The sequence below is a fragment of the Mycolicibacterium sp. XJ662 genome (assembly GCF_053484035.1).
Window position 1 is genome coordinate 584,643 of sequence record NZ_JBEFTL010000002.1, and the last position, 24,013, is coordinate 608,655.

Genomic DNA, 24,013 nt, shown 5'->3' on the forward strand with positions numbered 1-24,013 from the left:
CCAGGCAACGAAAAGGCCCCCGGGTCGTACCCGGGGGCCTCTTCGTCAGTGACTAGCGGTAGTCGCTGTAGCCGTAGTCGTCCAACGGCACCGCGGCACCGGTGGCCTGGCCGAAGTCCGGGCTGTAGTACTGATCCTCGTAGGACGGGATCGTGTACGCCGCAGCGCGGGCCTCTTCGGTCGGCTGCACCTGGATGTTGCGGTAGCGGTTGATACCCGTACCGGCCGGGATCAGCTTGCCGATGATCACGTTCTCCTTCAGACCCATCAGCTTGTCGCTGCGGCAGTTGATCGCCGCATCGGTCAGCACGCGAGTGGTCTCCTGGAACGACGCCGCCGACAGCCACGAATCGGTGGCCAGCGACGCCTTGGTGATACCCATCAGCACCGGACGCCCGGCCGCGGGCTCGCCGCCCTCGGCGACCACCCGACGGTTCTCGGACTCGAACTCGGACCGCTCGGTGAGCGAGCCGGGCAGGAACTCCGTCGCACCCGAATCGATGATCGTCACGCGACGCAGCATCTGCCGGACGATCACCTCGATGTGCTTGTCGTGGATCGACACGCCCTGGGCACGGTAGACCTCCTGGACCTCCTTGACGAGGTGGATCTGCACCTCGCGGGGGCCCTGGACGCGCAGCACCTCGTGCGGGTCGGCGGAGCCTTCCATCAGCTGCTGGCCCACCTCGACGTGGTCGCCGTCGGCCAGCAGCCGCTCGGTGCCGTCGGCGTGCTTGAACACCTTCAGGCGCTGACGACGAGACAGCTTGTCGTACACCACTTCTTCGCCGCCATCGTCGGGAATGATGGTGATCTTGTAGAAGCGCTCGCCCTCTTCGAGCTGCACCCGACCCGAGACGTCGGCGATCGGCGCCTTGTCCCGCGGGATGCGCGCCTCGAACAGCTCCTGCACGCGAGGCAGACCACCGGTGATATCGCTACCGCCGGTGACGCCGCCCTGGTGGAACGTACGCATGGTCAGCTGCGTGCCGGGCTCGCCGATGGACTGCGCGGCCACGATGCCGACGGCCTCGCCGATGTCGACGAGCTTGCCCGTCGCCATCGAACGGCCGTAGCACTTGGCGCAGACGCCGGTGCCGGTGGCGCAGGTCAGCACGGAGCGGACCTTCACCTCGGTGATACCCGCGGCCAGCAGTGCCTCGATGGCCGGGTCGCCCAGGTCGTGGCCGCGCTCGACGACCACGTTGCCCTTGGCGTCGACGGCGTCAGTCGCCAGCGTCCGTGCGTAGGCCGACGTCTCGATGTGCTGATCGCGCACCAAGGCATCACCCTGCAGTTCGGCCAGCGTGACGTTGATGCCACGCTCGGTCTCGCAGTCGGTCTCGCGCACGATGACGTCCTGCGACACGTCCACCAGACGACGGGTCAGGTAACCCGAGTCGGCGGTGCGAAGCGCGGTGTCCGCCAGACCCTTTCGGGCGCCGTGGGTGTTGATGAAGTACTCCAGCACCGTCAGGCCCTCACGGAACGAGGACTTGATCGGACGCGGGATGAACTCACCCTTCGGGTTGGTCACCAGACCCTTCATGCCGGCCAGCGTGCGGGTCTGCGTGAAGTTACCCGTGGCACCGGAGTCGACGATCAGGATGATCGGGTTATCCGACGGGTAGTGGCTACGCAGCGCCTCGCCCACCTCTTCGGTGGCCGTCTGCCAGATCTTGACCAGCTCGCCGTTGCGCTCCTCGTGGTTGAGCTTGCCGCGCTGGTACTGCTTTTCGATCGCGTCGGCTTCCTTCTCGTAGCGCTCGAGGATCTCCTGCTTCTCCGGCGGCACCAGCACGTCGGCCATCGACACGGTGACACCCGAGCGGGTGGCCCAGTAGAAGCCGGCGTCCTTGAGCTTGTCGACGGTCTGCGCCACCACGATCATCGGGTACCGCTCGGCCAGATCGTTGACGATGCGCGCCTGCACCTTCTTGTGCATCTGCTCGTTGACGAACGGATACTGCACCGGCAGAAGCTCGTTGAACATCACCCGGCCCAGCGTCGTCTCGGCCGTCCAGGCGTCGCCTGGATTCCAGCCGTCGGGGAACAGCTCGGCCTCGATGTCGGCGGGCGGACGCAGCTGCGTCAACCGCACGCGGATCTTGGCGCGCACCGAAAGCGCATCGCGGTCCATCGCCATGATGGCCTCGGCCGGCGAGCTGTACACACCCGACTCCGGCTGATCCTTGGCGGCAGGCGTGTATTCGCCGGCCTCGCCGTCGATCATCGTGGTCAGGTAGTACAACCCCGTCACCATGTCCAGACGCGGCATGGCCAGCGGGCGGCCCGACGCCGGCGACAGGATGTTGTTCGACGACAGCATCAGGATGCGAGCCTCGGCCTGCGCCTCCGCCGACAGCGGAAGGTGCACGGCCATCTGGTCGCCGTCGAAGTCGGCGTTGAACGCCTCACACACCAGCGGGTGCAGCTGAATCGCCTTGCCCTCCACCAGCTGTGGCTCGAACGCCTGGATGCCGAGGCGGTGCAGCGTCGGTGCGCGGTTCAGCAGCACCGGATGCTCGCCGATCACCTCTTCGAGCACATCCCACACCTGCGGACGCTGACGCTCCACCATCCGCTTGGCGCTCTTGATGTTCTGCGCGTGGTTCAGGTCGACCAGACGCTTCATCACGAACGGCTTGAACAGCTCGAGTGCCATCAGCTTGGGCAGACCGCACTGGTGCAGCTTGAGCTGCGGGCCGACCACGATGACCGAACGGCCCGAGTAGTCGACGCGCTTGCCGAGCAGGTTCTGGCGGAACCGACCCTGCTTGCCCTTCAACAGATCCGACAGCGACTTCAGCGGGCGGTTGCCCGGCCCGGTGACCGGACGTCCGCGCCGACCGTTGTCGAACAACGCATCCACCGACTCCTGAAGCATGCGCTTCTCGTTGTTGACGATGATCTCGGGTGCGCCGAGATCGATCAGCCTCTTGAGCCGGTTGTTGCGGTTGATGACGCGGCGGTACAGGTCGTTGAGGTCCGAGGTGGCGAAGCGGCCACCGTCGAGTTGCACCATCGGGCGCAGCTCCGGCGGGATCACCGGAACCGCGTCGAGCACCATGCCCATCGGCGAGTTGCTCGACTGCTGGAACGCCGCAACCACCTTGAGCCGCTTGAGCGCACGAAGCTTCTTCTGCCCCTTGCCACTCCGAATCGTCTCGCGCAGCGAATCGGCCTCAGCCTCGATGTCGAAGTTCTCGATCAGCCGCTTGATGGCCTCGGCGCCCATGGCGCCGGTGAAGTACTCGCCGTAGCGGTCCTGCAGCTCGCGGTAGAGCACCTCGTCGACGATCAGCTGCTTGGGAGCCAGCTTGGTGAAGGTGTTCCAGATCTCCTCGAGCCGGTCCAGCTCACGCTGGGAGCGGTCGCGAAGCTGGCGCATCTCACGCTCGCCGCCGTCGCGCACCTTGCGGCGCACGTCGGACTTGGCGCCTTCGGCCTCCAGCTCGGCCAGGTCGGCCTCGAGCTTCTGCGCGCGGGCCTCCAGATCCGAATCACGCTGGTCCTCAACGGCCTTGCGCTCCACGGCCATTTCGGCCTCGAGCGTCGACAGCTCGTTGTGGCGCATCTCCTCGTCGACCTCGGTGATGACGTAGGCCGCGAAGTAGATGATCTTCTCGAGATCCTTGGGTGCCAGGTCGAGCAGATACCCGAGCCGTGACGGCACACCCTTGAAGTACCAAATGTGGGTGACGGGCGCGGCCAGCTCGATGTGGCCCATCCGCTCACGACGCACCTTGGCGCGGGTCACCTCGACGCCGCAGCGCTCACAGATGATGCCCTTGAAGCGCACACGCTTGTACTTGCCGCAGTAGCACTCCCAGTCGCGAGTCGGCCCGAAGATCTTCTCGCAGAACAGGCCGTCCTTCTCCGGCTTCAACGTGCGGTAGTTGATGGTCTCCGGCTTCTTTACTTCACCGTAGGACCAGTTACGGATGTCCTCCGCAGTGGCAAGGCCAATCCGGAGCTCATCGAAGAAGTTGACGTCTAACACGTAACTCCCTTTCCCCTTGCGGGACTAGAAAACTATTAGGCCAAATCCTCAACAGAGGCAGATTCGTTGCGCGACAGGTTGATTCCCAGGTTCGCAGCAGCGCGCTCCAGGTCCTCGTCGTCGCCGTCACGCATCTCGATCGCCGCGCCGTCACTGGAGAGCACCTCAACGTTGAGGCACAGCGACTGCAGTTCCTTGAGCAGAACCTTGAACGACTCCGGTATGCCCGGTTCGGGGATGTTCTCGCCCTTGACGATCGCCTCGTACACCTTGACCCGGCCGACGGTGTCGTCGGACTTGATGGTCAACAGCTCCTGCAGCGTGTACGCCGCGCCGTAGGCCTGCATGGCCCAACATTCCATCTCGCCGAACCGCTGACCGCCGAACTGCGCCTTACCGCCCAGCGGCTGCTGGGTGATCATCGAGTACGGCCCGGTGGAACGCGCGTGAATCTTGTCGTCCACCAAGTGGTGCAGCTTGAGGATGTACATGTAGCCGACCGTCACCGGGTACGGGAACGGTTCACCGGAGCGACCGTCGTACAGCATCGCCTTGCCGTCGGAGTCGACCAGCTTCTCGCCGTCGCGGTTGGGCAGCGTCGAGCCCAGCAGGCCCAGCAGCTCGTCACCGGTGGCGCCGTCGAACACCGGGGTCGAGACGATGGTGTTCGGCTCGGCCTCCATCAGATCGTCGGGCAACTGCTCGGCCCACTCCGGCTTACCTTCGACCTTCCACCCGCTGTGCGCGGCCCAGCCCAGATGGGTCTCCAGGATCTGGCCGATGTTCATCCGTCGCGGCACACCGTGCGTGTTGAGGATGATGTCCACCGGGGTGCCGTCGGGCATGAACGGCATGTCCTCGACGGGCAGGATCTTGCCGATGACGCCCTTGTTGCCGTGGCGTCCGGCGAGCTTGTCGCCGTCGGAGATCTTGCGCTTCTGCGCGACGTACACGCGGACCAGCTCGTTGACGCCGGCGGGCAGCTCGTCGTCGTCCTCGCGCGAGAACACGCGGATGCCGATGACCTTGCCGGACTCACCGTGGGGCACCTTCAGCGACGTGTCGCGGACCTCGCGCGCCTTCTCCCCGAAGATCGCACGAAGCAGCCGCTCCTCCGGGGTCAGCTCGGTTTCACCCTTCGGGGTGACCTTGCCGACCAGGATGTCGCCGTCGCGGACCTCGGCGCCGATGCGGACGATGCCGCGCTCGTCGAGGTCGGCCAGCACCTCATCGGAGACGTTCGGGATGTCCCGGGTGATCTCCTCGGCGCCCAGCTTGGTGTCGCGGGCGTCGATCTCGTGCTCCTCGATGTGGATCGAGGTGAGCACGTCCTCTTCGACCAGGCGGTTGGAGAGGATGATCGCGTCTTCGTAGTTGTGGCCTTCCCACGGCATGACGGCGACGAGCAGGTTCTTGCCCAGCGCCATCTCACCGTTCTCGGTGCACGGTCCGTCGGCGATGACCTGGCCGGCCTCGACCCGGTCGCCGGCGTCGACGATCGGGCGCTGGTTGGCGCAGGTGCCGTGGTTGGACCGGGCGAACTTGCGCATCCGGTAGGTGTAGCGGGTGCCGTCGTCGGCCATCACCGTGATGTAGTCGGCCGAGACCTCCTCGATCACGCCGGACTTGTCGGCGACGACGACGTCACCGGCGTCGATCGCGGCGCGCAGTTCCATGCCGGTACCGACCAGCGGGGCCTCGCTGCGCACCAGCGGAACCGCCTGACGCTGCATGTTGGCACCCATCAGGGCGCGGTTGGCGTCGTCGTGCTCGAGGAACGGGATCATCGCCGTCGCGACCGACACCATCTGGCGCGGCGAGACGTCCATGTAGTCGACCCCGCTCGACGAGATCTGCTCGACCTCGCCGCCCTTACGACGGACCAGCACGCGCTCCTCGAGGAAGCGGCCCTTGTCGTCGATCGGCGAGTTGGCCTGCGCCACGACGTGGCGGTCCTCCTCGTCGGCGGTCAGATACTCGATCTCGTCGGTGACGATGCCGTCGCGCACCTTGCGGTACGGCGTCTCGATGAAGCCGAACGGGTTGACCCGCGCGTACACCGACAGCGACCCGATCAGGCCGATGTTGGGGCCCTCCGGGGTCTCGATCGGGCACATCCGGCCGTAGTGGCTGGGGTGCACGTCGCGGACCTCGAGGCCGGCGCGCTCACGGGACAGACCGCCGGGGCCCAGCGCCGAAAGGCGGCGCTTGTGGGTGAGCCCGGACAGCGGGTTGTTCTGGTCCATGAACTGCGACAGCTGGCTGGTGCCGAAGAACTCCTTGATCGCCGCCACGACGGGACGGATGTTGATCAGGGTCTGCGGCGTGATCGCCTCGACGTCCTGGGTCGTCATCCGCTCGCGCACGACGCGCTCCATCCGCGACAGGCCGACGCGGATCTGGTTCTGGATCAGCTCGCCGACCGTGCGCAGACGACGGTTGCCGAAGTGGTCGATGTCGTCGACCTCAACGGGCACCTCGGCGCCGCCGGGCACCGTCATCGTCTGATCGTTCTGGTGCAGGCGCACCAGGTACTCGATCGTGGCGACGATGTCCTCTTCGGTGAGCGTGGTCGTGGTGATCGGCTCACCGGGGTTCAGGCCCAGCTTCTTGTTGACCTTGTAGCGGCCGACGCGGGCCAGGTCGTAGCGCTTCTCCTTGAAGAACAGGTTCTCCAGCAGGGTCTGCGCGGACTCCTTGGTCGGCGGTTCGCCCGGGCGCAGCTTGCGGTAGATGTCGAGCAGCGCCTCGTCGGTGCCGGCGGTGTTGTCCTTCTCCAGCGTCGACATCATGATCTCGGAGAAGCCGAACCGCTCGGTGATCTGCTCGCTGGTCCAACCGAGCGCCTTGAGCAGCACGGTGACGGGCTGACGGCGCTTGCGGTCGATGCGCACGCCGACGGTGTCGCGCTTGTCGACGTCGAACTCCAGCCACGCGCCGCGGCCGGGGATCACCTTGACGCTGTGCAGCGTCTTCTCGGTGGACTTGTCGATCGTCTCGTCGAAGTACACGCCGGGCGAGCGGACCAACTGCGACACCACGACACGCTCGGTGCCGTTGATGATGAAGGTGCCCTTCTCGGTCATCATCGGGAAGTCACCCATGAAGACCGTCTGGCTCTTGATCTCGCCGCTCTCGGCGTTCATGAACTCGGCCGTGACGAACAGCGGGGCCGCGTACGTCATGTCCTTGTCTTTGCACTCGTCGACCGACGCCTTGACGTCGTCGAAGCGCGGATCGGTGAACGTCAGCGACAAGTTGCCGGCGAAGTCTTCGATCGGCGAGAGCTCGGTGAGCACCTCTTCGAGGCCACCGACCGGGTCCACGTCGCCGCGGGCCTTGGCTTTCTCTTTCCACTCATCCGCGCCGATCAACCACTGGAACGACTCGGTCTGCACATCAAGAAGCCCCGGAACCTCGAGCGGTTCGTGGAGCTTTGCAAAAGTAATTCGGTTGGGTGCTCCGGGGACGGAGTTATTGGGGTTAGCTACAGCTGTCTTGTTTGGGCGGGACCCTGCCAAGATGCATCCTTCCAGCACCTCATGCGACTATCTGGGAGACCGGTGAGCCGGTTTTCCCGAACGGCCGCGATATCTGCATCGGTTCGGCTGGCCTCTCCAGGAACCACAGCCTCCCGAACAAGCGGCACGCGACTAGATCACCGAGCGGAGCTCAGGCTAGGACAGCGGTGTCAAGTGCGGGTTTAGGTGGGCAGGACGCAGCCAGCGCAACGTCCAACAATAGCGCAGGACGGCGCATTCCTCAACCACCGTGTGCGTAATCACAGGGGTCGCTGGCTGGCGTCATAAACCCGTGCACACATGCTGTCCAACAGACTGGCGCGTCGTGGCCTTTCCGTCAAGAGATAACGCGGTGTTTGGTGTGGAGTTTTGTGTCGGTCGAGTGGGTGATGAAGTCGTTGGAGTTGATCGAATGCAGCAGCCGGGCGAAGAACCACTCGATCGGCGACAGCGAGGGTGGCGGGCCGGGCAGCACGTAGCCGCGGGCCAGACCCGCGTCGGTCGGGATGTCGATCACGGTCTCGCCGGGCTCGCCCGGTGCGCCGTAGATGCCGGTGCGCGTCGCCGGGTCGTAGACCCGACCGGCGTACATATCGGTCAACCAGCCCTGCGACAGCACCTGGACGGCTTCGACGTTCTGCGGCGCGGAAAAGCCGAACACCAGCCCCACGAAACCCTGGACCAGGCCGAAGTAGGCGTCGCTGCGGAAGGCATCCGAATGCGCCCCACCGATCAGCTGCACCCCGTTGAACTGGCCGGGGCGCTTCTCGGTGAGCACCTTGTTCGCCCCACCGCCGTAGTTGAACACCGACGGGGTCGCGGCGACCTGCAGGACCGGCACCGACGACGGCAGCTTGTCCAGGGCGCGACCCAGCGCCCCGTTGGCCGCCGAGCCGTCGTAGAGCAGGACACCGACCAAGTCGTTCCGGTCGCCGGCCGGGGCTCTGTCATAGAAGTAGCCGGCGGCACCTGCGGCCAGCATGCTGCCTGCGGACTGGCCGGCGAAGACGAACTGCTCGGGCAGCGTCCCTTCGAAGCCTGCGGCCCTGGCACTGGCGACAAGAGCCTCGCGGTCGCCTTCGAATAGGCGGGCCACCGCGGCGTGCATCGGGTCGGCGGTGAGGCTGCACCCGTCGCAGGCGAAGTAATTCGAGGTGATCGACGGCGCCACCACGATCGCGTTGTTGCGTTCGGCGAGCTCGGCCAGCGTGAGGTTGTAGACGCCCGCGTGCGCCAAGAACCCGTGCTGGAAGTAGATGAACTTGTCGGGTTGTCCTTCCTTCGGGTAGTACCAGTCGGCGTCGGCGGTGTAGCCGTCGCCGCAATCGATCTGCAGCGTGGAGCGGCGCGCGGTCACCGTGCTGCCCGGCGGCACGGCGGGCGGGCCCACGACCAGCTTCACCATGAAGTCGATGACGCTCCAGGCGATCGTGCCGATCACGTTGATCACCTTGGTCACAAGCGATTTCGGCGTGGGCAACGCCGGCGTCGCCACCTCGATCTGGGTGGTCGCCGACTTGGGCTCCGCATCCGGTGCCGTGAACGTCCGGGGCTCGGGTGCGGCGGCGGGAGCGTCCTCGGCGGCGGACAAGGGCTCGACGGTGACCTCGGTCTGTTCGTCGGTCTCCTCGGACTGCTCGAGCTGCTCGGGTTCCTCGACCTGGTTCGCGATGGCGACTGCCGGGTTGCGCGTCGGCTCCTCGGTGCCGGTGTCGCTGCTCGCGTCGTCGTCGACGACGGCCGCTTCTGCGGCGTCTCCTACGGCGACGACGTGCTCTTCGTCCTCGGTCCCCACGTCCTCGACCGTGACGTCCTCTTCTTCGGCCGCTCCTTCGACGACGTCCTCTTCCTCGGTGACGCCGTACTCGTCGGTGCCGTCTTCGGTGACGTCTTCGACGTCGGCGGCGGGTTCCGCGTCGTCCTCCTTGACGGCGTCATCGACCTTCACACCAGCCTCACTGTCCGGCTCGGATTCCGACTGCGACGAACTCGGCTGACCGGCGCCGGTGCCCGAACCCGGTTCGGCCACCGCGATTCCCGCGCCGACGAGCACCACGCACGACAACCCCGCGGTGAGGACACCCGCACTCACCCAGCGCTGCAGCCGGTCGTTCATCGACGCACCCTTTCGCGGTGGCTCGCTACGCGGCGATCGAGCCCTCGCACGCGTTCCCGGCGGCCGCACCGACGCTCGCGTCCACGCACGCCGGGCTGAACCGGAAGATGCCGTCACCGAGTTGGACAAACGGTTGCAGCAGGTTGAACGGGAACAGCTTCGTCAACGGGTTGGGCAACCCGACCAGGACGGCCAGACCGCCGGGGTTCCTCATCTCCAGGCGCTCACCGGGACCGAGGTCGTAGACGCCGGTGGCCTGGTTGCCGGCGAACATGTCGTTGGCCCACGTCACCATGAGGTGGCGCGCCGCGGCGACGTTGCGCGGCTGAGAGAACCCCGACACCAGCTGCTGGGCGAACTGGATCAGCGGGTTGCCGCCGCGCATCGTGTCGACGTGCGAGCCGCCTTCCAGCGTGACGCCGACGAACTGACCCGGCCGCGCCTCCAGCAACGCGGCGCTGCCGACGCCGAACTGGTTCCAGAAGTAGCGCGGCGCGGCGATCTGATAGATCGGGATGTCCAGCGGCACCTTGCGCAACGCGCCGGTCATCGAGTCGTCCAGGCCGACACCGTCGAGCAACACCACACCGGCCAGCCGATCGGAGCTGCCGTTGTCGACCATGTAGCCGGCCGCTCCCGAGACTGCGCCGCCGCCCAGCGAGTGGCCCATCAGCACCACCCGGTCGGGAACCGGCCCGGTGTAGCCGGTGCGCGCGGCGCTCTCCGCGAGCGCGGTGTTGTCCTCGTCGAACAGGCCGGCGATGGCCTGGTGCATCGGCGGGGCGCCGAGCCAGCAGGCGTCGGCGGCCAGGAAGTTCGACGTGATCGTCGGCGCGACGACGATGCTGCCGGTCTGCGTGGCCAGCGCCGCCGCGGTGTAGCTGTACCACGGGCCGGCGGCCAGGAAGCCGTGCTGCAGGTAGATCATCCGGTCCGGCGGGTTCTCCTCGGCGCCTTCGGGGAAGTACCAGTCGACCGGCACGTTGACGCCCTCCCCCGGCGCGCAGCCGCAGTCGAGCCGCAGCGTGGTGCTGCGCACGGTCACGTTGCTGCCCAGCGGAAGCACCGCCGGGCCGCCGAACACCCGGGTCACCGCGGCGTAGATGCCGAAGACGACGGTGCCGATGAAGTCGAGCACGGTGGTCAGCGGGTTGCGGAACGCGGTCGCGCTGACGGCAGGCGCCGCAGCCGCGAACGTGATCGCCTCGACCTTCGGAATGGCCTTGAGCTCCGCGGCGACGTCCTCGACGACGACGGAGGTGCGCTCGGCAGCCTCGGGTGCGACGTCGATTTCTGCGGCCTCGTCGTCCTCGGCGACGACGACGGCGCTGTCCGCGGGCTCGGTGTCGACGGGGGCTTCTTCTTCGGGCTGCTGGGTCGCGGGCTGGGTCGCGGGTTGCGCGGTCGTGGAGGTGTCGACGTCGCGGTCGCTGTCGGAGCGGTCGTCGGCAACCTCCTCGGCTTCATCGACGGCGGGCTCTTCCTCGTCGACGACGGCCTCGGAAAGCTCCTCCTCTTCGCTGAGTTGCTCCTCGTCGACGGCCGGCTCTTCCTCGTCGACAGCGGGCTCCTGCTCGGACAGCTCTTCGTCGTCGACGGCGGGCTCCTGCTCGGTGGGCTCGCTGTCCTCGGTGTCGGCCGCCGAATCCTCGCTATCTTCAGTCGAATTCGTCGACTCCGAGGTGTTGGTCGAACTCGAGGTCGCACCGGAGTCGTGGTCGGCGACCGCTGCGCCCGCGCCGGCGAGCATCGCCGCCACCATTGCGCTGGTAACCACGCCTGCGCCGAACCATTTCAAGATCGAGTCGCCCATGACTAGCAAATCTATTGCGCGCATCGACGCCGAAAGGGACAAACGGGCGGAAAAGTGCGAGCAAGACTCACCATCTTGTCGATCTCGGCGGGGGTTCGGGGTGTTACGCGCGGCGAACGCGCACCGGCACACCCGTCAACCGCGCCATCCCGGCGAGGCTTTCGATGTCGTCGGGGTCGCTCGACATCAGCTTGTTGACGTTGGCGCCGCCCGCATCGTTGGCCAGCCGCCACCCCGCCGAACCCGTGTGCCCCCATCCGTGCGGGACGGCGACCACACCGGCGACGATGTCCTTGGTGACGATCACCGGCAGCTCGATCTCGCCGTTGACCGACGCGATCCGCACGACATCCCCGTCGGCGATGTCGGCCGCGGCGGCGTCGTCGACGTGCATGCGCGCGTGCTGGGTGCGTTCGCCGCGCATCAACAACGGCGAGTTGTGCATCCACGAGTTCTCCGACCGGGCCTCCCGCATCCCGATCAACCGCATCGGATAACCGGCGGGCGCGCTGCGCCGCGTCAACTTCGAGACCTCGTCACTGATCTCGCGGTGGCGCAACTGGACTCGTCGATCCCGATACACCACGACGTCGCGCAGCACCCCGGCACGCAGGTTGGTCGTCAACACCTTCCCGTGCGGGTATGAGCGCGTCAACGTCGCGAAGCTCAACCCGCCGCGCCGCAGACCGAACCGGTCGCCGCCCTCCCCCAACCGGATCAGCGCATCGACCAGCAACCGCGGCGAAAGTTGAACACCGAAGACACCCAACGCCTTTCGCGCTACCGCCAGCATCGCCAACGAAGGTGTGCGACGCCACAACCGCCGCGTCAGCTCGTCGATGATCTCCCACTCCGCGCGCGCCTGTCCCACCGGCGGAATCACCGCCTCGGTGGCCTGCCGGAACGGCGTGGGCTGCAGCGGCTGAAACGGAAGCGGGAAGTCGTCGCGTTCGTACATGCTGGCCGCGGGCAACACGTAGTCGCAGTGCGCCAGCGTCTCGTTGACGTAGAGGTCGATGCCGACCATCAAATCCAGTCCAGCCAAGGCGGATTCGAGTTCGTCACCGTTGGGCACCGACAGCACCGGGTTGCCCGCGCTGACGAACAACGCCTTGACCTGCCCCCGGCCGGGCGTGGTGATCTCCTTGGCCATCACCCCGGCGGGTTCGGACCCGAGCACCGCGGGAAAACCACCGATGCGGGAACGCCTGCGGTGGTAGACCGAACGCAGCAGCCCCGCGCCCGCCTTGTTCAGCCACCGCTCCGCAGGCAACCCGTACCGGCCGAACATGGCGCCCCCGGCCCGGTCGAGGTTGCCGGCGACCAGGTTCACCGCGTCGAGCAGATACGTTGTCAGCGTGCCGTTTTCGCCGGTGCTGGTGCCGACGCGCCCGTACACCGCGGCCCGTTCGGTGCGCACCAGGTCGTGGGCCAGGGTGTGCACCGTATCCGGGTCGATCCCGGTGTGCGGCGCGGTGACCTCCGGGGTGAACGGCCTGGCGAGTTGCTCGAGCCAGACGACGCCCTCGGCGTGCCGTGCCAACTGACCGCGGCGCACGAGGTTTTCGGCGAACATCACCTGCAGCAGTGACAGCAGCAGGTAGGCGTCCCCGTCGGGCATGATGCCCAGCCATTCGAACGCCGCCGCGGTTTCGGTCTTGCGCGGGTCGATCACCAGCACCCGCCCACCCCGCTTGACGATGTCCTGCATGCGGTCCTTGATCCGCGGCAGGGTGAGCACGCTGCCATGGGACACAATGGGATTGGCGCCGATCACGACGAGCAACTCGGCGCGCAGCACATCGGGAACAGGCAGCGCCAGCGGGGTGCCGTAAAGCAGTTGGCTGGCCACGAACCGGTTGTTGACGTCTTGGGAGCCCGCGGTGAACAGATGCATGCGCGGACCCAGGCCGAACATCAACGAGGTGAGGCTCAACGTGTGCGAGTAGCTGAACGCCCCGGGGTTGCCGAAATACCAGCCGATGGCGCCCGCTCCGTGCGCACGATAAAGAGCCGCCAGCCGTCGCGTGATGTCGGTCATCGCGACATCCCAGGACACCGGCTCAAAGCGACCGTCGGCGCGCTTGCGCAGCGGGGTGGTGACGCGGTCGGGGTCGTTGACCACTTCGGCGAACGCGATGCCCTTCTGGCAGGCGAACCCCTTCGAGACCGGATGGTCCTTGTCGGGGCGCAGTTCGACCAGCCGGCCGTCCTCGACGGTCGCGATCATGCCGCACAGCGGCTCGCAGATCCGGCAGAACGTCGGGTGGTACTCGCGGGCCATACCGACCCCGGTGTGGGGCTACCTTTCGGCGGTGGGGATGGCGCCGGTCGGGGCGTCGTCCTCGACCGCATGATGGCGAGCGGTCTCGGTGTCGCCGAACTCGCTGCCCGCGTACTGGTGCGTGCCCTCGAGGTCGTCGCGGATCGCGGCCTGCGCCTTGGGCGGCAGGGTGTGCAGGATCTCGCGCACCCGAGCCTGGCGGCGGCCCACGGCGCGACGCTCCGGCATACCCGGCGTCGCCTGGATCTGCGGCGGCACGCCTTCGATCTCCTCGACACCGCCGTCGTGGTGGCCGGCGTCGAACATGGCCTGCTCTTCGGCCATCGTCGACTCGTCCTTCTCCTCCGACATACCGATCGGACCGATCCGGCGGCCGTTGAGGAACTGCTTGACGACGGGCTCATCGCTGGTCAGCAACACTTCGCGCGGCCCGAACATCACCAGCTTCTTGCGGAACAGCATGCCCATGTTGTCGGGCACGGTGCGGGCGATGTTGATGTTGTGCGTGACGATCAGGATCGTCGCGTCGATCTGGGCGTTGATGTCGATCAGCAACTGCGACAGGTAAGCGGTACGGACGGGGTCCAGACCGGAGTCCGGCTCGTCGCAGAGGATGATCTGCGGATCGAGCACCAGCGAGCGGGCCAACCCGGCGCGCTTGCGCATACCGCCGGAGATCTCGCCGGGGAACTTGTTCTCGTCGCCGGCCAGACCGACCAGCTCGAGCTTCTCCATGACGATGTTGCGGATCTCGCTTTCCTTCTTCTTGGTGTGCTCACGCAAGGGGAAAGCGGTGTTGTCGTAGATGCTCATCGAGCCGAACAGCGCGCCGTCCTGGAACATCACGCCGAACAGCGTGCGGATCTCGTAGAGCTCTTTGGCGGTGCACTGAATGACGTCGGTGCCGTCGACGATGATCTTGCCGCGTTCGGGGCGCAGCAGTCCGATCAGTGACTTCAGGAAAACCGACTTACCGGTACCCGAGGGGCCCAGGAGCACGCTCACCTCACCCGGCGGGACTTCCAGCGTCACGTCTTCCCAAATTCGCTGGGGGCCGAAGGACTTGGTCAGCCCCTCAACCTGAATACCAATGCCCACGCGAGATCCTTCCGCCCAATTTTGTCCGCCACACGGCTCCCACCTGTGGCTTGAGTCACTGTAGCGCACGTCGGTATCCGGCACTGCGGTTGTGTCCCGACCAATATCACCGATTACCGAGAACGGCGTTCTCGGGGCGTTCACCCGCACCGGAAACACCATCGTAGTTCGTTTGCTGCGTTAGCTCAACCATGTCGATTTACTGCAGCGTTAATACGACGGTGGCATTGCCATGCTGGGTACGGATTCCCAGCCCGGCGCGGTGAGCACCCCGCGGGCGAGAAGCCCTCTAGCCGAAGTTTGGCGCCGATTCCGACGGCCCAGCCGATCTTGCTAGCCGCTCGGTTGAATGCTCAGTACGAACCGCCAAGCTCGGCTAATATCCGCGGTGCGGTGGATCACAGTCGACCGCATTCCATGAAGCGCATCACATATTGACGTGCTGGTCGGCGCACGTATTCGGGGGTCCGATCGCTGCCCCGCGGTGAATCCGAGCCGACCAGAGGGAGACGCATCGTTGTCGCAGTCCGTGTGTGACCCGCCCCGGGTGCCCGAGCGTGCCGTCGTCGCCGACTCCGTGCGCGGCTACGTGCGCGCCCACCCCGTGGCCGCCATCGAGACCACCGGCAACCAGGTCGTCCTCGGACTGCGCTGCCTGCAGTACCTCTTTCTCGACATCGTCACCGGCCGCTTCGCGTGGCGCGAGTTCGTCCGGCAGGGCGCGTTCATGTCGGGCACCGCCGTCATTCCCACGCTGTTGGTCGCGATACCGATCGGCGTGACGCTGTCCGTGCAGTTCGCGCTGCTGGCCGGACAGGTGGGTGCGACGTCGTTGGCCGGCGCGGCCAGCGGGCTCGCGATCGTCCGGCAGGGCGCCTCGCTGGTAGCCGCGGTCATGATGGCCTCCGCCGTCGGCTCGGCGATCACCGCCGACCTCGGCTCGCGCACCATGCGCGAGGAAGTCGCCGCGATGGAAGTCATGGGGGTGTCGCCCATCCGGCGCCTCGTCGTCCCGCGCGCGGCCGCGGCGATGCTGGTGGCCGTCGGGCTCACCGGCACGACGTGCTTTGTGGGCTTCTTCGCCAGCTATCTGTTCAACGTCTACTTCCAGCACGGGGCACCCGGAAGTTTCGTCAGCACGTTCTCCGCGTTCGCGACGGTCGGTGACCTGATGCTCGCCTTGTTCAAGGCGGTGCTGTTCGGGTTGATCGTCGCTGTGGTCGCGTGCGACAAGGGCCTGCGCACCAAGGGCGGGCCTGCGGGTGTGGCCAATTCCGTCAACGCCGCGGTGGTGGAGTCGATTCTGGTGCTGATGCTGCTCAACGTGGCAATCACCCAGGTGTACGTGTTGATGGTGCCGCAACATGGGCTGTGATCCGACGCCGTGACGCCCTCGACGTATCTCGTTCCCGGTACCCGACCGCTCGTGGCGTCCCTCCGTGCAGCCACGCGGACGGTGCGACGGCTCGGACACATGCTGTCGTTCTTCATCGAGTCGATCGCGTCGATCCCAATCGTGTTGCGCCACTACCGCGCCGAGTTCCTGCGGCTGCTCTCCGATGTCACCTGGGGCAACGGTTCGATCGTCGCGGGCGGCGGGACGGCGGGGGTCGCGGCGGTGCTCGGCATCGCCGCGGGGGCGATGATCGGCATCGAGGCCTACAACATGCTCGGCATGATGGGGCTGGGCCCGGCGACCGGCTTCGTGTCCTCCCTGGTCTCCACGCGCGAGCTCATCCCGATGATGGCCGCGCTGGCGTTCGCCATGCAGTCGGGCTGCCGGTTCACCGCTCAGCTCGGCGCGATGCGCATCAACGAAGAGATCGACGCCCTTGAGGCGCTTGCCATTCGGCCCATCCCGTTCCTGGTGTCCACTCGGATGCTGGCCTCGGCGGTGGCGGTGGTGCCGCTTTACGTGATGTGCCTGTGCCTGGGATACCTGACCGCGCAGGTGGTGGTGAGCCTCTCAGGCGGCGGCTCGACAGGGGCGTACCTGCACTACTTTTCGCTGATGCTCAGCGGCGCCGACATCATCTACTCGGTGTTCAAAGCGGTGATGTTCGTCTGGCTGGCGTCGACGATCCAGTGCTACTTCGGCTATTTCGCCGCCGGCGGACCGGAGGGCGTCGGCGTCGCCGCCGGGCACGCCATGCGCGCGGCCGTCACCACCGTGGTCGTCGTCAACATGCTTCTCACGATGGCGATTTGGGGCGCCGCCTCCGGCGCGAGGTTCGGCGGCTGAACATGGCGAACTCGATCGAACCCAACGGCCGCGGCTGGTCTGACCGCCAACTGCTGATCGGCGGCGTCGTCGTGCTGGTGGTCGCGACGTTGGTCACCGGCGTGCTGTTGGCCAAGTCGCAGGGCCATCTGGATCGCCACGTCCGGGTGACCGCCGAACTGGTCAACGTCGGCGACGGCTTACCGGAGCGCGCCGACGTCAAGTTCCGCGGCGTGCTCGTCGGGGCGGTCGGCAGCGTGCAGCCCGCGCTCGACGGCCGACCCAACATCGTCACGATCAACCTCACACCCGATGCCGCCCAGGGCATTCCGAGCACTGTCACCGCCCGGGTGGTGCCGAGCAACGTGTTCGCCGTGTCCTCGGTGCAGCTGGTCGACAACGGCGACGCACCGCCGCTGCACAACGGCGCCGTCATCGCCGAGGACACCCGACTGCCCACGGTGCTGTTCCAGACCACGATCGACCGGATGCGCCAGATCCTGGCGGCCACCCAGCGCGACGACACCGATCCGCCGGTCGGGATGATCAACCTGCTCGCCGAAGCCACCGATCACCGCGGCGACGCGCTGTTGAGTTCGGGCGCCCGCGTGCAGCGCATCCTCACCGAGCTGAACCGGTTGATCGCGCGCAGTTCCGATGAGCCGTCGACGGTTTCCGCGCTGAGCGAGATGGCCGACACGTTGTCGGCGACGGTTCCCGGGCTCGTCGACTCCATGGACAACGCCGTGGTGCCGATGCGCACGCTCGCCGAAAAGCAGGCGCAGTTGCGCAGCCTGCTCGCCGCGGGCCTGGACACGTCGGGCACCGCGGCCACCGCGTTCGACAACCACGCCGACCAACTCATCGGCATCACCACACATCTGGAACCGGTCCTCGGCGTGCTGGCCATGAACCATGACAAGTTCCTGCCCATCGCCACCCGGCTCACCCGCCTGTCCGAGAAGGCCATGACCGACGCCTGGGATCCCGAACAGCAGGTGTTTCACGGCAACTTCATCGTGTCGTTCACGCCGCTGCGCACCTACGTCCGCGCCGACTGCCCGCGCTACGGGCCCCTCCAGGGACCGAGTTGCCATACCGCACCGGAGACACCCCAGAAGTTCGACATTCCCCAGGTGCTGCTTCCCGAGAGCTACGAGCCTCCGCCCGGCCTGGCCCCGCCGCCCGGCACGCCGCTGCCTGCGTCGTACGGCGGCAACGTCGGGCCCGTCGGCAGCGCCGGTGAACGCGAACAACTTTCGACGATCCTGGGCGAGGACGCGAACAGCGCCCAGCAAGTCCTGCTCGGGCCGGTGGCGCGCGGCACGGCCGTGACGGTCAGCCCTGCTCCCGACGGCGACGGTGGCCGATGAAGTTCCGGGGCGCGCTGGTCGGCTTTTCCGCTTTCATGGTGGTGGCGCTGGCGTTGACCGTTCTCGTGTACGGCACCCTGCGTCGCGACCCCGACGGTCCGACGGACCGTTATTCGGCGTTGTTCACCGACGTCACCGGTCTGCGCGGCGGCGACGACGTCCGTGTCGCCGGTGTGCGCGTCGGGCGTGTCGACGCGGTCACCCTGGCCGGTGACGTCGCGCAGGTCACGTTCCAGATCGACAGCGAACAGTCGATCTACCCCGACACCATCGCCTCGGTGATGTACCAGAACATCGTCGGCCAGCGTTATCTCGGGCTGTCGCGCGACCGCAGCAGCGCACCCGCACAGCGGCTACCGCCCGGCAGCCGAATCCCGTTGGAGCGCACCGAACCGTCCTTCGACGTCGGCGCGCTGCTCAACGGTTTCGAACCGCTGTTCACGCTGCTCGATCCGGCGCAGGTGGACCGGTTGACCACCGCCATGATCGACGCCTTCCAGGGCGATTCGGTCGACGTCGCCCGGTTCGTCGCCCAAACCGCCGAACTGACGGCCACTTTCGCGGGCCCCGACGAAATCCTCGGCGACGTGATCGACAACCTCGACACCATCGTCGGCGACCTCGCGGCCCAGGACGCCAACCTCGACGCGGTGATCACCTCGGCGCACGCGATGGTGTCCGAACTCAACCACCGGCGCACGCAGCTCGTCGCGTCAGCCGGATCGCTGAACCGCACCGCCGCGCGCATCGCCGCGATCGGGGACGCCGTCTACCCGCAGATGTCCGAACTGCTGCACCGCGAACCGGGTTTCGCCCAGCACCTCGCCGGAATGCCCGACCAGTTGGCGTTCCTCGGCTCGAACACGCCGCTGCTGCTCAAGGGGCTGGCCCGGATGTCGGGGGACGGCGCGTACGCAAACGCCTACGGCTGCAGCGTGAACCTGATGGGCTTCTTTCCCGGCCTCACCGAGCTGGTGCCCAAGATCGTCGAGCTGGCCTCCCCCGGCAACGACGTGAAGAACTCACCGAAATGCAGACCCACCTCATGAAACGCACGCCAAGGCTGGAGTCCTACCACCCGTTCTGGATCGGGCTGGTGGCGCTCGTGATGACCGCCGTCGTGGTCGCCGCCCTGCTGATCGCGCGCACCGCAGGATTCGGATACACCAGCTACAAAGCCGAATTCGCCCAAGCCGCGCAGCTGCGCGTCGGTGACAATGTCAGCGTCGCCGGCATCAGCGTGGGCGAGGTCAGGTCGGTCGCGTTGGCCGGTGACCGCGTCGTCGTCGCGTTGCGGGTGCGCGACGACGTCCGGTTGGGCGCGCACACCAGGGCGGCCATCAAGCTGACCACGCTGCTGGGCTCGCGCTACGTCGAGCTGCGCCCACGCGGTGAACAGCCGCTGGCCGACAAGCTGATCCGGCGGGAGTACACCGAGGTCCCCTACGACCTGCAGGCGCTGCTGACGGACTCGACGTCGACGTTCGAACAGGTCGACACCGACCGGCTCGCGTCCGCGCTGACGGTGCTATCCGGCCAGCTCCACGGGCTGCCCGAAGCGTTGCCGCAGGCCATGACGAACCTGCAGAACCTGTCGGGGATCATCGCGGCGCGCCGCGACCAGATCGGCACCCTGCTCAACGCGAGCGCGACGCTGACCGCCACGCTGCACCGCCAGCAGGCCAACCTGGGCCAGCTGGTGTTTCAGGGCCGGGACCTGTTGGCGGAGTTCGTGTCCCGACAACAGTCGTTCCGGCAGCTGATGGCGTCGCTGACCCAGCTCGTCGACCTGCTGAGCAAAGCCGTGATCAGCGACCGGCCCGCCGCCGAGAAGCTGGTCGACGACCTGCTGGAGCTCAGCGCGATGGCCGCCGAACACGACGACCTGTTCCGCAACACCCTGCAGGCCCTGCCGATCCCGGTCCGCAACCTCACCAACGCCACCGGCACCGCACCGGGCGTGGACGTCTTTCCGGCCGCCGGCATCCTGATCGACGACTGGATGTGCGCGATCAGCGGCCGCGCCACCCAATTCGATCTCGTCGAGTACTTCCAGGACTGCGGATGAAAAAGTTCATCGTCGCCGGCGTCGTCGGGATCCTCGCGGTGGCCGCCATCGGCTATCTCACCGCCGCCAAATCGGGTATCACGTCGCGGCCCATCACCGTGACCGCCCACTTCGACGAAGCCTCCGGGCTGTACCCGGACAACGCCGTCGAAGTGCTCGGCATGCAGGTCGGCACCGTGCAAAGCGTCACGGCCAAGGGTTCCTACGTCGAGGTGGTGCTGAGCATCGACGAGGACGTCCAGATACCGGCCGACGTGATGGCCGCGACCATCTCGAGTTCGATCCTCACCGACCGCCGCGTCGCGCTGTCCCCGGCCTACACCGGCGGCCCCGTGCTCGAGGACCACGACGTGATCCCGCTCAACCGGACCCGCACACCGGTCGGCTTCGACCGGGTGCTGGCCACCATCGACCGGCTCATGGCCGCCATGCACGGCGACGGCCGCGGCGGCGGGCCGCTGGCCGATTTGGTCAACATGGGCGCCAAAACCGTTGCGGGCAACGGCAACGACATCAAGGGCGCGCTCGATCAGTTGTCGCAGGCGTTGCGGATGACCTCCGACGGCGCGCAGACCGAAGACGACCTCACCACGATCGTCACCAGCCTGAGCGCGTTGGCCAAAGCGGCCTCGGACAACGACGCGACGATCCGCGAGTTCGGCTCGTTGGTGCGCGCCACCAGCGCGGTGCTGGCCGCCGAGAACTTCGGTTCGGGCACCACCGGCGGTCGGGCCAACGAGGTGCTCGCGGCCGCCGCCGATCTGCTGGAGAAGAACCGGGACACGATCAAGCAGGCCGTCACCAACAGCGACGTGTTGCTGACCGCGACCAACGACCACAACCGCGAACTCGCCGAGACGTTCGACCTGCTGCCGTTGTTGATGGACAACGTCTACAACGCCATCGACGCGAACAACGGGGCGATCCGCGCCCACGCCCTCGTCGACAAGATGATGTTCGACAGCCAGATGACCAAAGAGGTCTGCAACATGATGGGTCTGCGCCAACTCGGCTGCAGCACCGGCACATTGCAGGACTACGGACCGGACTTCGGGCTGACCTACATGCTCGACGGCATGGCACGGATGGGGCAGCGATGACCCTCCGACTGCGCAGGTACGTCATCCTCGGCCTCAGCGCCGTGCTGGCTCTCAGCGGGTGCGCCGCACCGAGTCTCGACCGCATCCCGCTGCCGGCACCCTCGGTGGGTGCGGAGTCCTACACGTTGACCGCGACGTTCGCCAACGCGCTGAACCTGCCGCTGAAGGCCAAGGTGCGCCTCGGCGGCGCCGACATCGGCCAAGTCGTGTCGATGAAGTCCGTCGACTACACCGCGGTGGTCACGATGGAGATCCGCAAAGGCGTCCAGTTGCCGATCGGGTCGATGGCCGAACTGCGCACCGCCACCCCGCTCGGCGACGTCTACGTCGCGGTGAAACCGCCGGAAAGGCCGGGGCAGGCACTGCTCGCCGACGGCGACAACCTCGGGTTGGGCTCGACCGGGTCCGCGGCGACGGTCGAGGCGGTGCTGAGTTCGGCGGCCGTCCTGGTCAACGGCGGCGTCGTGCGCAACCTGACCAAACTGGTCAACGGCGTCGGAAGCGCCGCGGGCGACAACGGTGACGCCTTCCGCGATCTGGTGCGTCAATCCAACCAGCTCACCGAGACACTCAGCGCGCGCTCGCAGCAGATCCGGGCCTCGCTCGACAACACCGCGACGCTGATCGACACCGTCAACAGCCGCCAGGACAGCATCAACGAACTGCTTGCCGCGTCGTCACCGGCGATCGGCGCTGTGGACACCCGCGAACTGATCGATCTGCTCGACACCACCGGCGCCATGTCGCGCCAGCTGTCGCGGTTCCCGTCGCTTCAGGGCACCGACACCCGCAGCATGGTCGCCGACATCAACGCGCTCTCAAACGCTTTCAACGACGTGGTGGTCAGCCCGGACACCAGCATGCTCGCGATGAGCCGGATGCTGCCGCCGTTCGTCAAGGCGACGTCGGGCACCGCGATCGCCGGGAAGGGCAACCTGGCCAAGTTGGCGCTGGGCAGCATGCCGGATATCGGCTATCTGGGCGACCCGCAGTTCCACGGTCCCAAGCGGGCCGACTGGCACTTCATGGTCGGCAGCCTGAAGTACACCCTGTTCCGGTTGCAGGAACGCGTCGTTGGGCAGGGGCCGTGATCGACCGGGCCGCCGCGGCGTGGTTGGGAGCGCTGGAGACGGTGCGCCGCAACCGGTTTGCGCTCTCAGGGCTGTCGCTGGTCGTCATCTTCGTGGTCAGCGTGGCGTATCTGACCTTCGGCGCGCTGCGGATCAACCCGGCCCGCACCACGATCGAGGTGCGGGTTCCGCTGGCCGAATCGGGTGGGTTGCTGCCGAATCAGGACGTCACGGTGCGCGGTGTGCCGGTGGGACGCGTCGAATCGGTGGTGCTGGCCGACGGCGGGGTGACCGCGGTCGCCTCGATCGACGCGCGGGCGAAGATCCCGGTCGACAGCGCGGTGCGGGTGTCGGGCTTGTCGGCGGCCGGTGAGCAGTATCTGGATTTCCGCCCGCTCGCCGATTCCGGGCCGTATCTGGCCGACGGCAGCGTAATCGACCGGGACCGCACGTCGGTGCCGGTGACGTTGGCGCAGGCGTTGGCCAACGCGAACGGCGCTCTGACACAACTGGATCCGGACAAGCTGGCGACCATCCGCCGCGAACTCGGCGTCAGCGTCGAGGGTCCGGAGAAGCTGGCCGACATCCTCGACGGCGCAACGTTTCTCATCTCCGCGTTGGACGGTGTGTTGCCGGAGACGGTGAGCCTGCTGTCCACCAGCCAGGTGGTGTTCACGACGGTGGCCGACGTCGACCCGGGGCTGGCCGCCACCGGGCAGAGCTTGGGCTCGCTGTTCGCCGGGATGGCCCGGATGGACGGCGGATTCCGCACGCTGGTCGCGCGCGCGCCGGACAATCTGCGGGGCATCGACCACCTCTTCGCCGACAACTCCGAAACCATGGTGCGGTTGTTGGGCAACCTCGCCACGGTCGCCGAACTGTCGTATGTGCGGGTGCCCGCGCTCAACGCGTTGTTCCCCGACCCCGCCGTGCGAGGTTCGGTGCTGGAGAACATGTTGACGGTGTTCCACGACGGCGCCGCGTGGGGCATCGGCGATATGTACCCGCGCTATGCATGCGATTACCAGGCGCCGCGCCAGCCGCCGTCGTCCGCGGATTACCCGGAGCCGCGCCGATACACCTACTGCAACGACCCGGACCCGTCGGTGCTCATCCGCGGGGCGCGCAACGCGCCGCGGCCCGCCGGCGACGATACGGCCGGGCCTCCGCCGGGCGCGGATCTGACCGCCACCACCGACCCCACCCCGCGCGGACGGTGGACGATCCCCACGCCGTACGGCGGGCCGCCGTTACCGCTGGCGGTGCCCGGCGATGCCCCGCTACCGCCGGGCGCCCCGCCGCAGCCGCCGGGCTGGCCGATTCAGGTTCCCTAGAGACGCAGAACC

14 protein-coding genes are annotated in these 24,013 nt (G+C 67.1%); 8 read left to right on the forward strand and 6 right to left on the reverse strand.

Features of this window, described 5'->3' with window-relative positions; genetic code table 11:
- Window positions 1-52: 52 nt before the first annotated feature.
- From ABQE93_RS10120 to ABQE93_RS10145, 6 genes are all read right to left on the reverse strand, one after another.
- Window positions 53-4,003 (reverse strand): DNA-directed RNA polymerase subunit beta', encoded by a 3,951-nt coding sequence (locus ABQE93_RS10120; protein ID WP_448406706.1) that lies wholly within the window; start codon window positions 4,001-4,003, stop codon window positions 53-55.
- A 35-nt stretch (window positions 4,004-4,038) separates the two neighbouring features.
- Complete coding sequence (gene rpoB / locus ABQE93_RS10125) at window positions 4,039-7,542, reverse strand: DNA-directed RNA polymerase subunit beta (protein WP_448406705.1); 3,504 nt, start codon at window positions 7,540-7,542, stop codon at window positions 4,039-4,041.
- Window positions 7,543-7,861: 319 nt separating this feature from the next.
- On the reverse strand, window positions 7,862-9,640 hold the full coding sequence (locus ABQE93_RS10130; RefSeq protein ID WP_448406704.1) for a hypothetical protein: 1,779 nt from the start codon (window positions 9,638-9,640) through the stop codon (window positions 7,862-7,864).
- A gap of 25 nt (window positions 9,641-9,665) precedes the next feature.
- Complete coding sequence (locus ABQE93_RS10135) at window positions 9,666-11,453, reverse strand: alpha/beta hydrolase (protein WP_448406703.1); 1,788 nt, start codon at window positions 11,451-11,453, stop codon at window positions 9,666-9,668.
- A 103-nt stretch (window positions 11,454-11,556) separates the two neighbouring features.
- Complete coding sequence (locus ABQE93_RS10140) at window positions 11,557-13,737, reverse strand: molybdopterin-dependent oxidoreductase (protein ID WP_448406702.1); 2,181 nt, start codon at window positions 13,735-13,737, stop codon at window positions 11,557-11,559.
- 18 nt (window positions 13,738-13,755) lie between these two features.
- Window positions 13,756-14,835, reverse strand: a complete 1,080-nt coding sequence (locus ABQE93_RS10145; protein WP_448406701.1) for an ABC transporter ATP-binding protein — start codon at window positions 14,833-14,835, stop codon at window positions 13,756-13,758.
- Between the two features lie 529 nt (window positions 14,836-15,364).
- On the opposite strand from ABQE93_RS10145, the gene ABQE93_RS10150 reads away from it, so the two are divergent.
- Genes ABQE93_RS10150 through ABQE93_RS10185 form a run of 8 tightly spaced genes read left to right on the forward strand, consistent with a single transcriptional unit; the run spans window position 15,365 to window position 24,001 of the window.
- A complete protein-coding gene (locus tag ABQE93_RS10150) occupies window positions 15,365-16,210 on the forward strand; it encodes an MlaE family ABC transporter permease (RefSeq protein ID WP_448407245.1) in 846 nt (281 codons plus the stop codon).
- A gap of 9 nt (window positions 16,211-16,219) precedes the next feature.
- Window positions 16,220-17,077, forward strand: coding sequence for an ABC transporter permease (locus tag ABQE93_RS10155; RefSeq protein WP_448406700.1), 858 nt, complete (start codon window positions 16,220-16,222; stop codon window positions 17,075-17,077).
- Between the two features lie 2 nt (window positions 17,078-17,079).
- Window positions 17,080-18,429: an MlaD family protein gene (locus tag ABQE93_RS10160; RefSeq protein ID WP_448406699.1), complete on the forward strand. Its 1,350-nt coding sequence runs from the start codon at window positions 17,080-17,082 to the stop codon at window positions 18,427-18,429.
- Complete coding sequence (locus ABQE93_RS10165) at window positions 18,426-19,478, forward strand: MCE family protein (protein WP_448406698.1); 1,053 nt, start codon at window positions 18,426-18,428, stop codon at window positions 19,476-19,478. Before ABQE93_RS10160 ends, ABQE93_RS10165 begins: the two co-directional genes overlap by 4 nt.
- Window positions 19,475-20,497 carry an MCE family protein gene (locus ABQE93_RS10170; protein WP_448406697.1) on the forward strand — a complete coding sequence of 341 codons (1,023 nt, stop codon included), beginning with the start codon at window positions 19,475-19,477 and terminating at the stop codon, window positions 20,495-20,497. The genes ABQE93_RS10165 and ABQE93_RS10170 overlap by 4 nt, the downstream gene beginning before the upstream one ends.
- Window positions 20,494-21,597, forward strand: coding sequence for an MCE family protein (locus ABQE93_RS10175; protein ID WP_448406696.1), 1,104 nt, complete (start codon window positions 20,494-20,496; stop codon window positions 21,595-21,597). The genes ABQE93_RS10170 and ABQE93_RS10175 overlap by 4 nt, the downstream gene beginning before the upstream one ends.
- Window positions 21,594-22,688 (forward strand): MlaD family protein, encoded by a 1,095-nt coding sequence (locus ABQE93_RS10180; protein WP_448406695.1) that lies wholly within the window; start codon window positions 21,594-21,596, stop codon window positions 22,686-22,688. Before ABQE93_RS10175 ends, ABQE93_RS10180 begins: the two co-directional genes overlap by 4 nt.
- Window positions 22,685-24,001, forward strand: coding sequence for an MlaD family protein (locus ABQE93_RS10185; RefSeq protein ID WP_448406694.1), 1,317 nt, complete (start codon window positions 22,685-22,687; stop codon window positions 23,999-24,001). The genes ABQE93_RS10180 and ABQE93_RS10185 overlap by 4 nt, the downstream gene beginning before the upstream one ends.
- The last annotated feature ends 12 nt before the right edge of the window (window positions 24,002-24,013 follow it).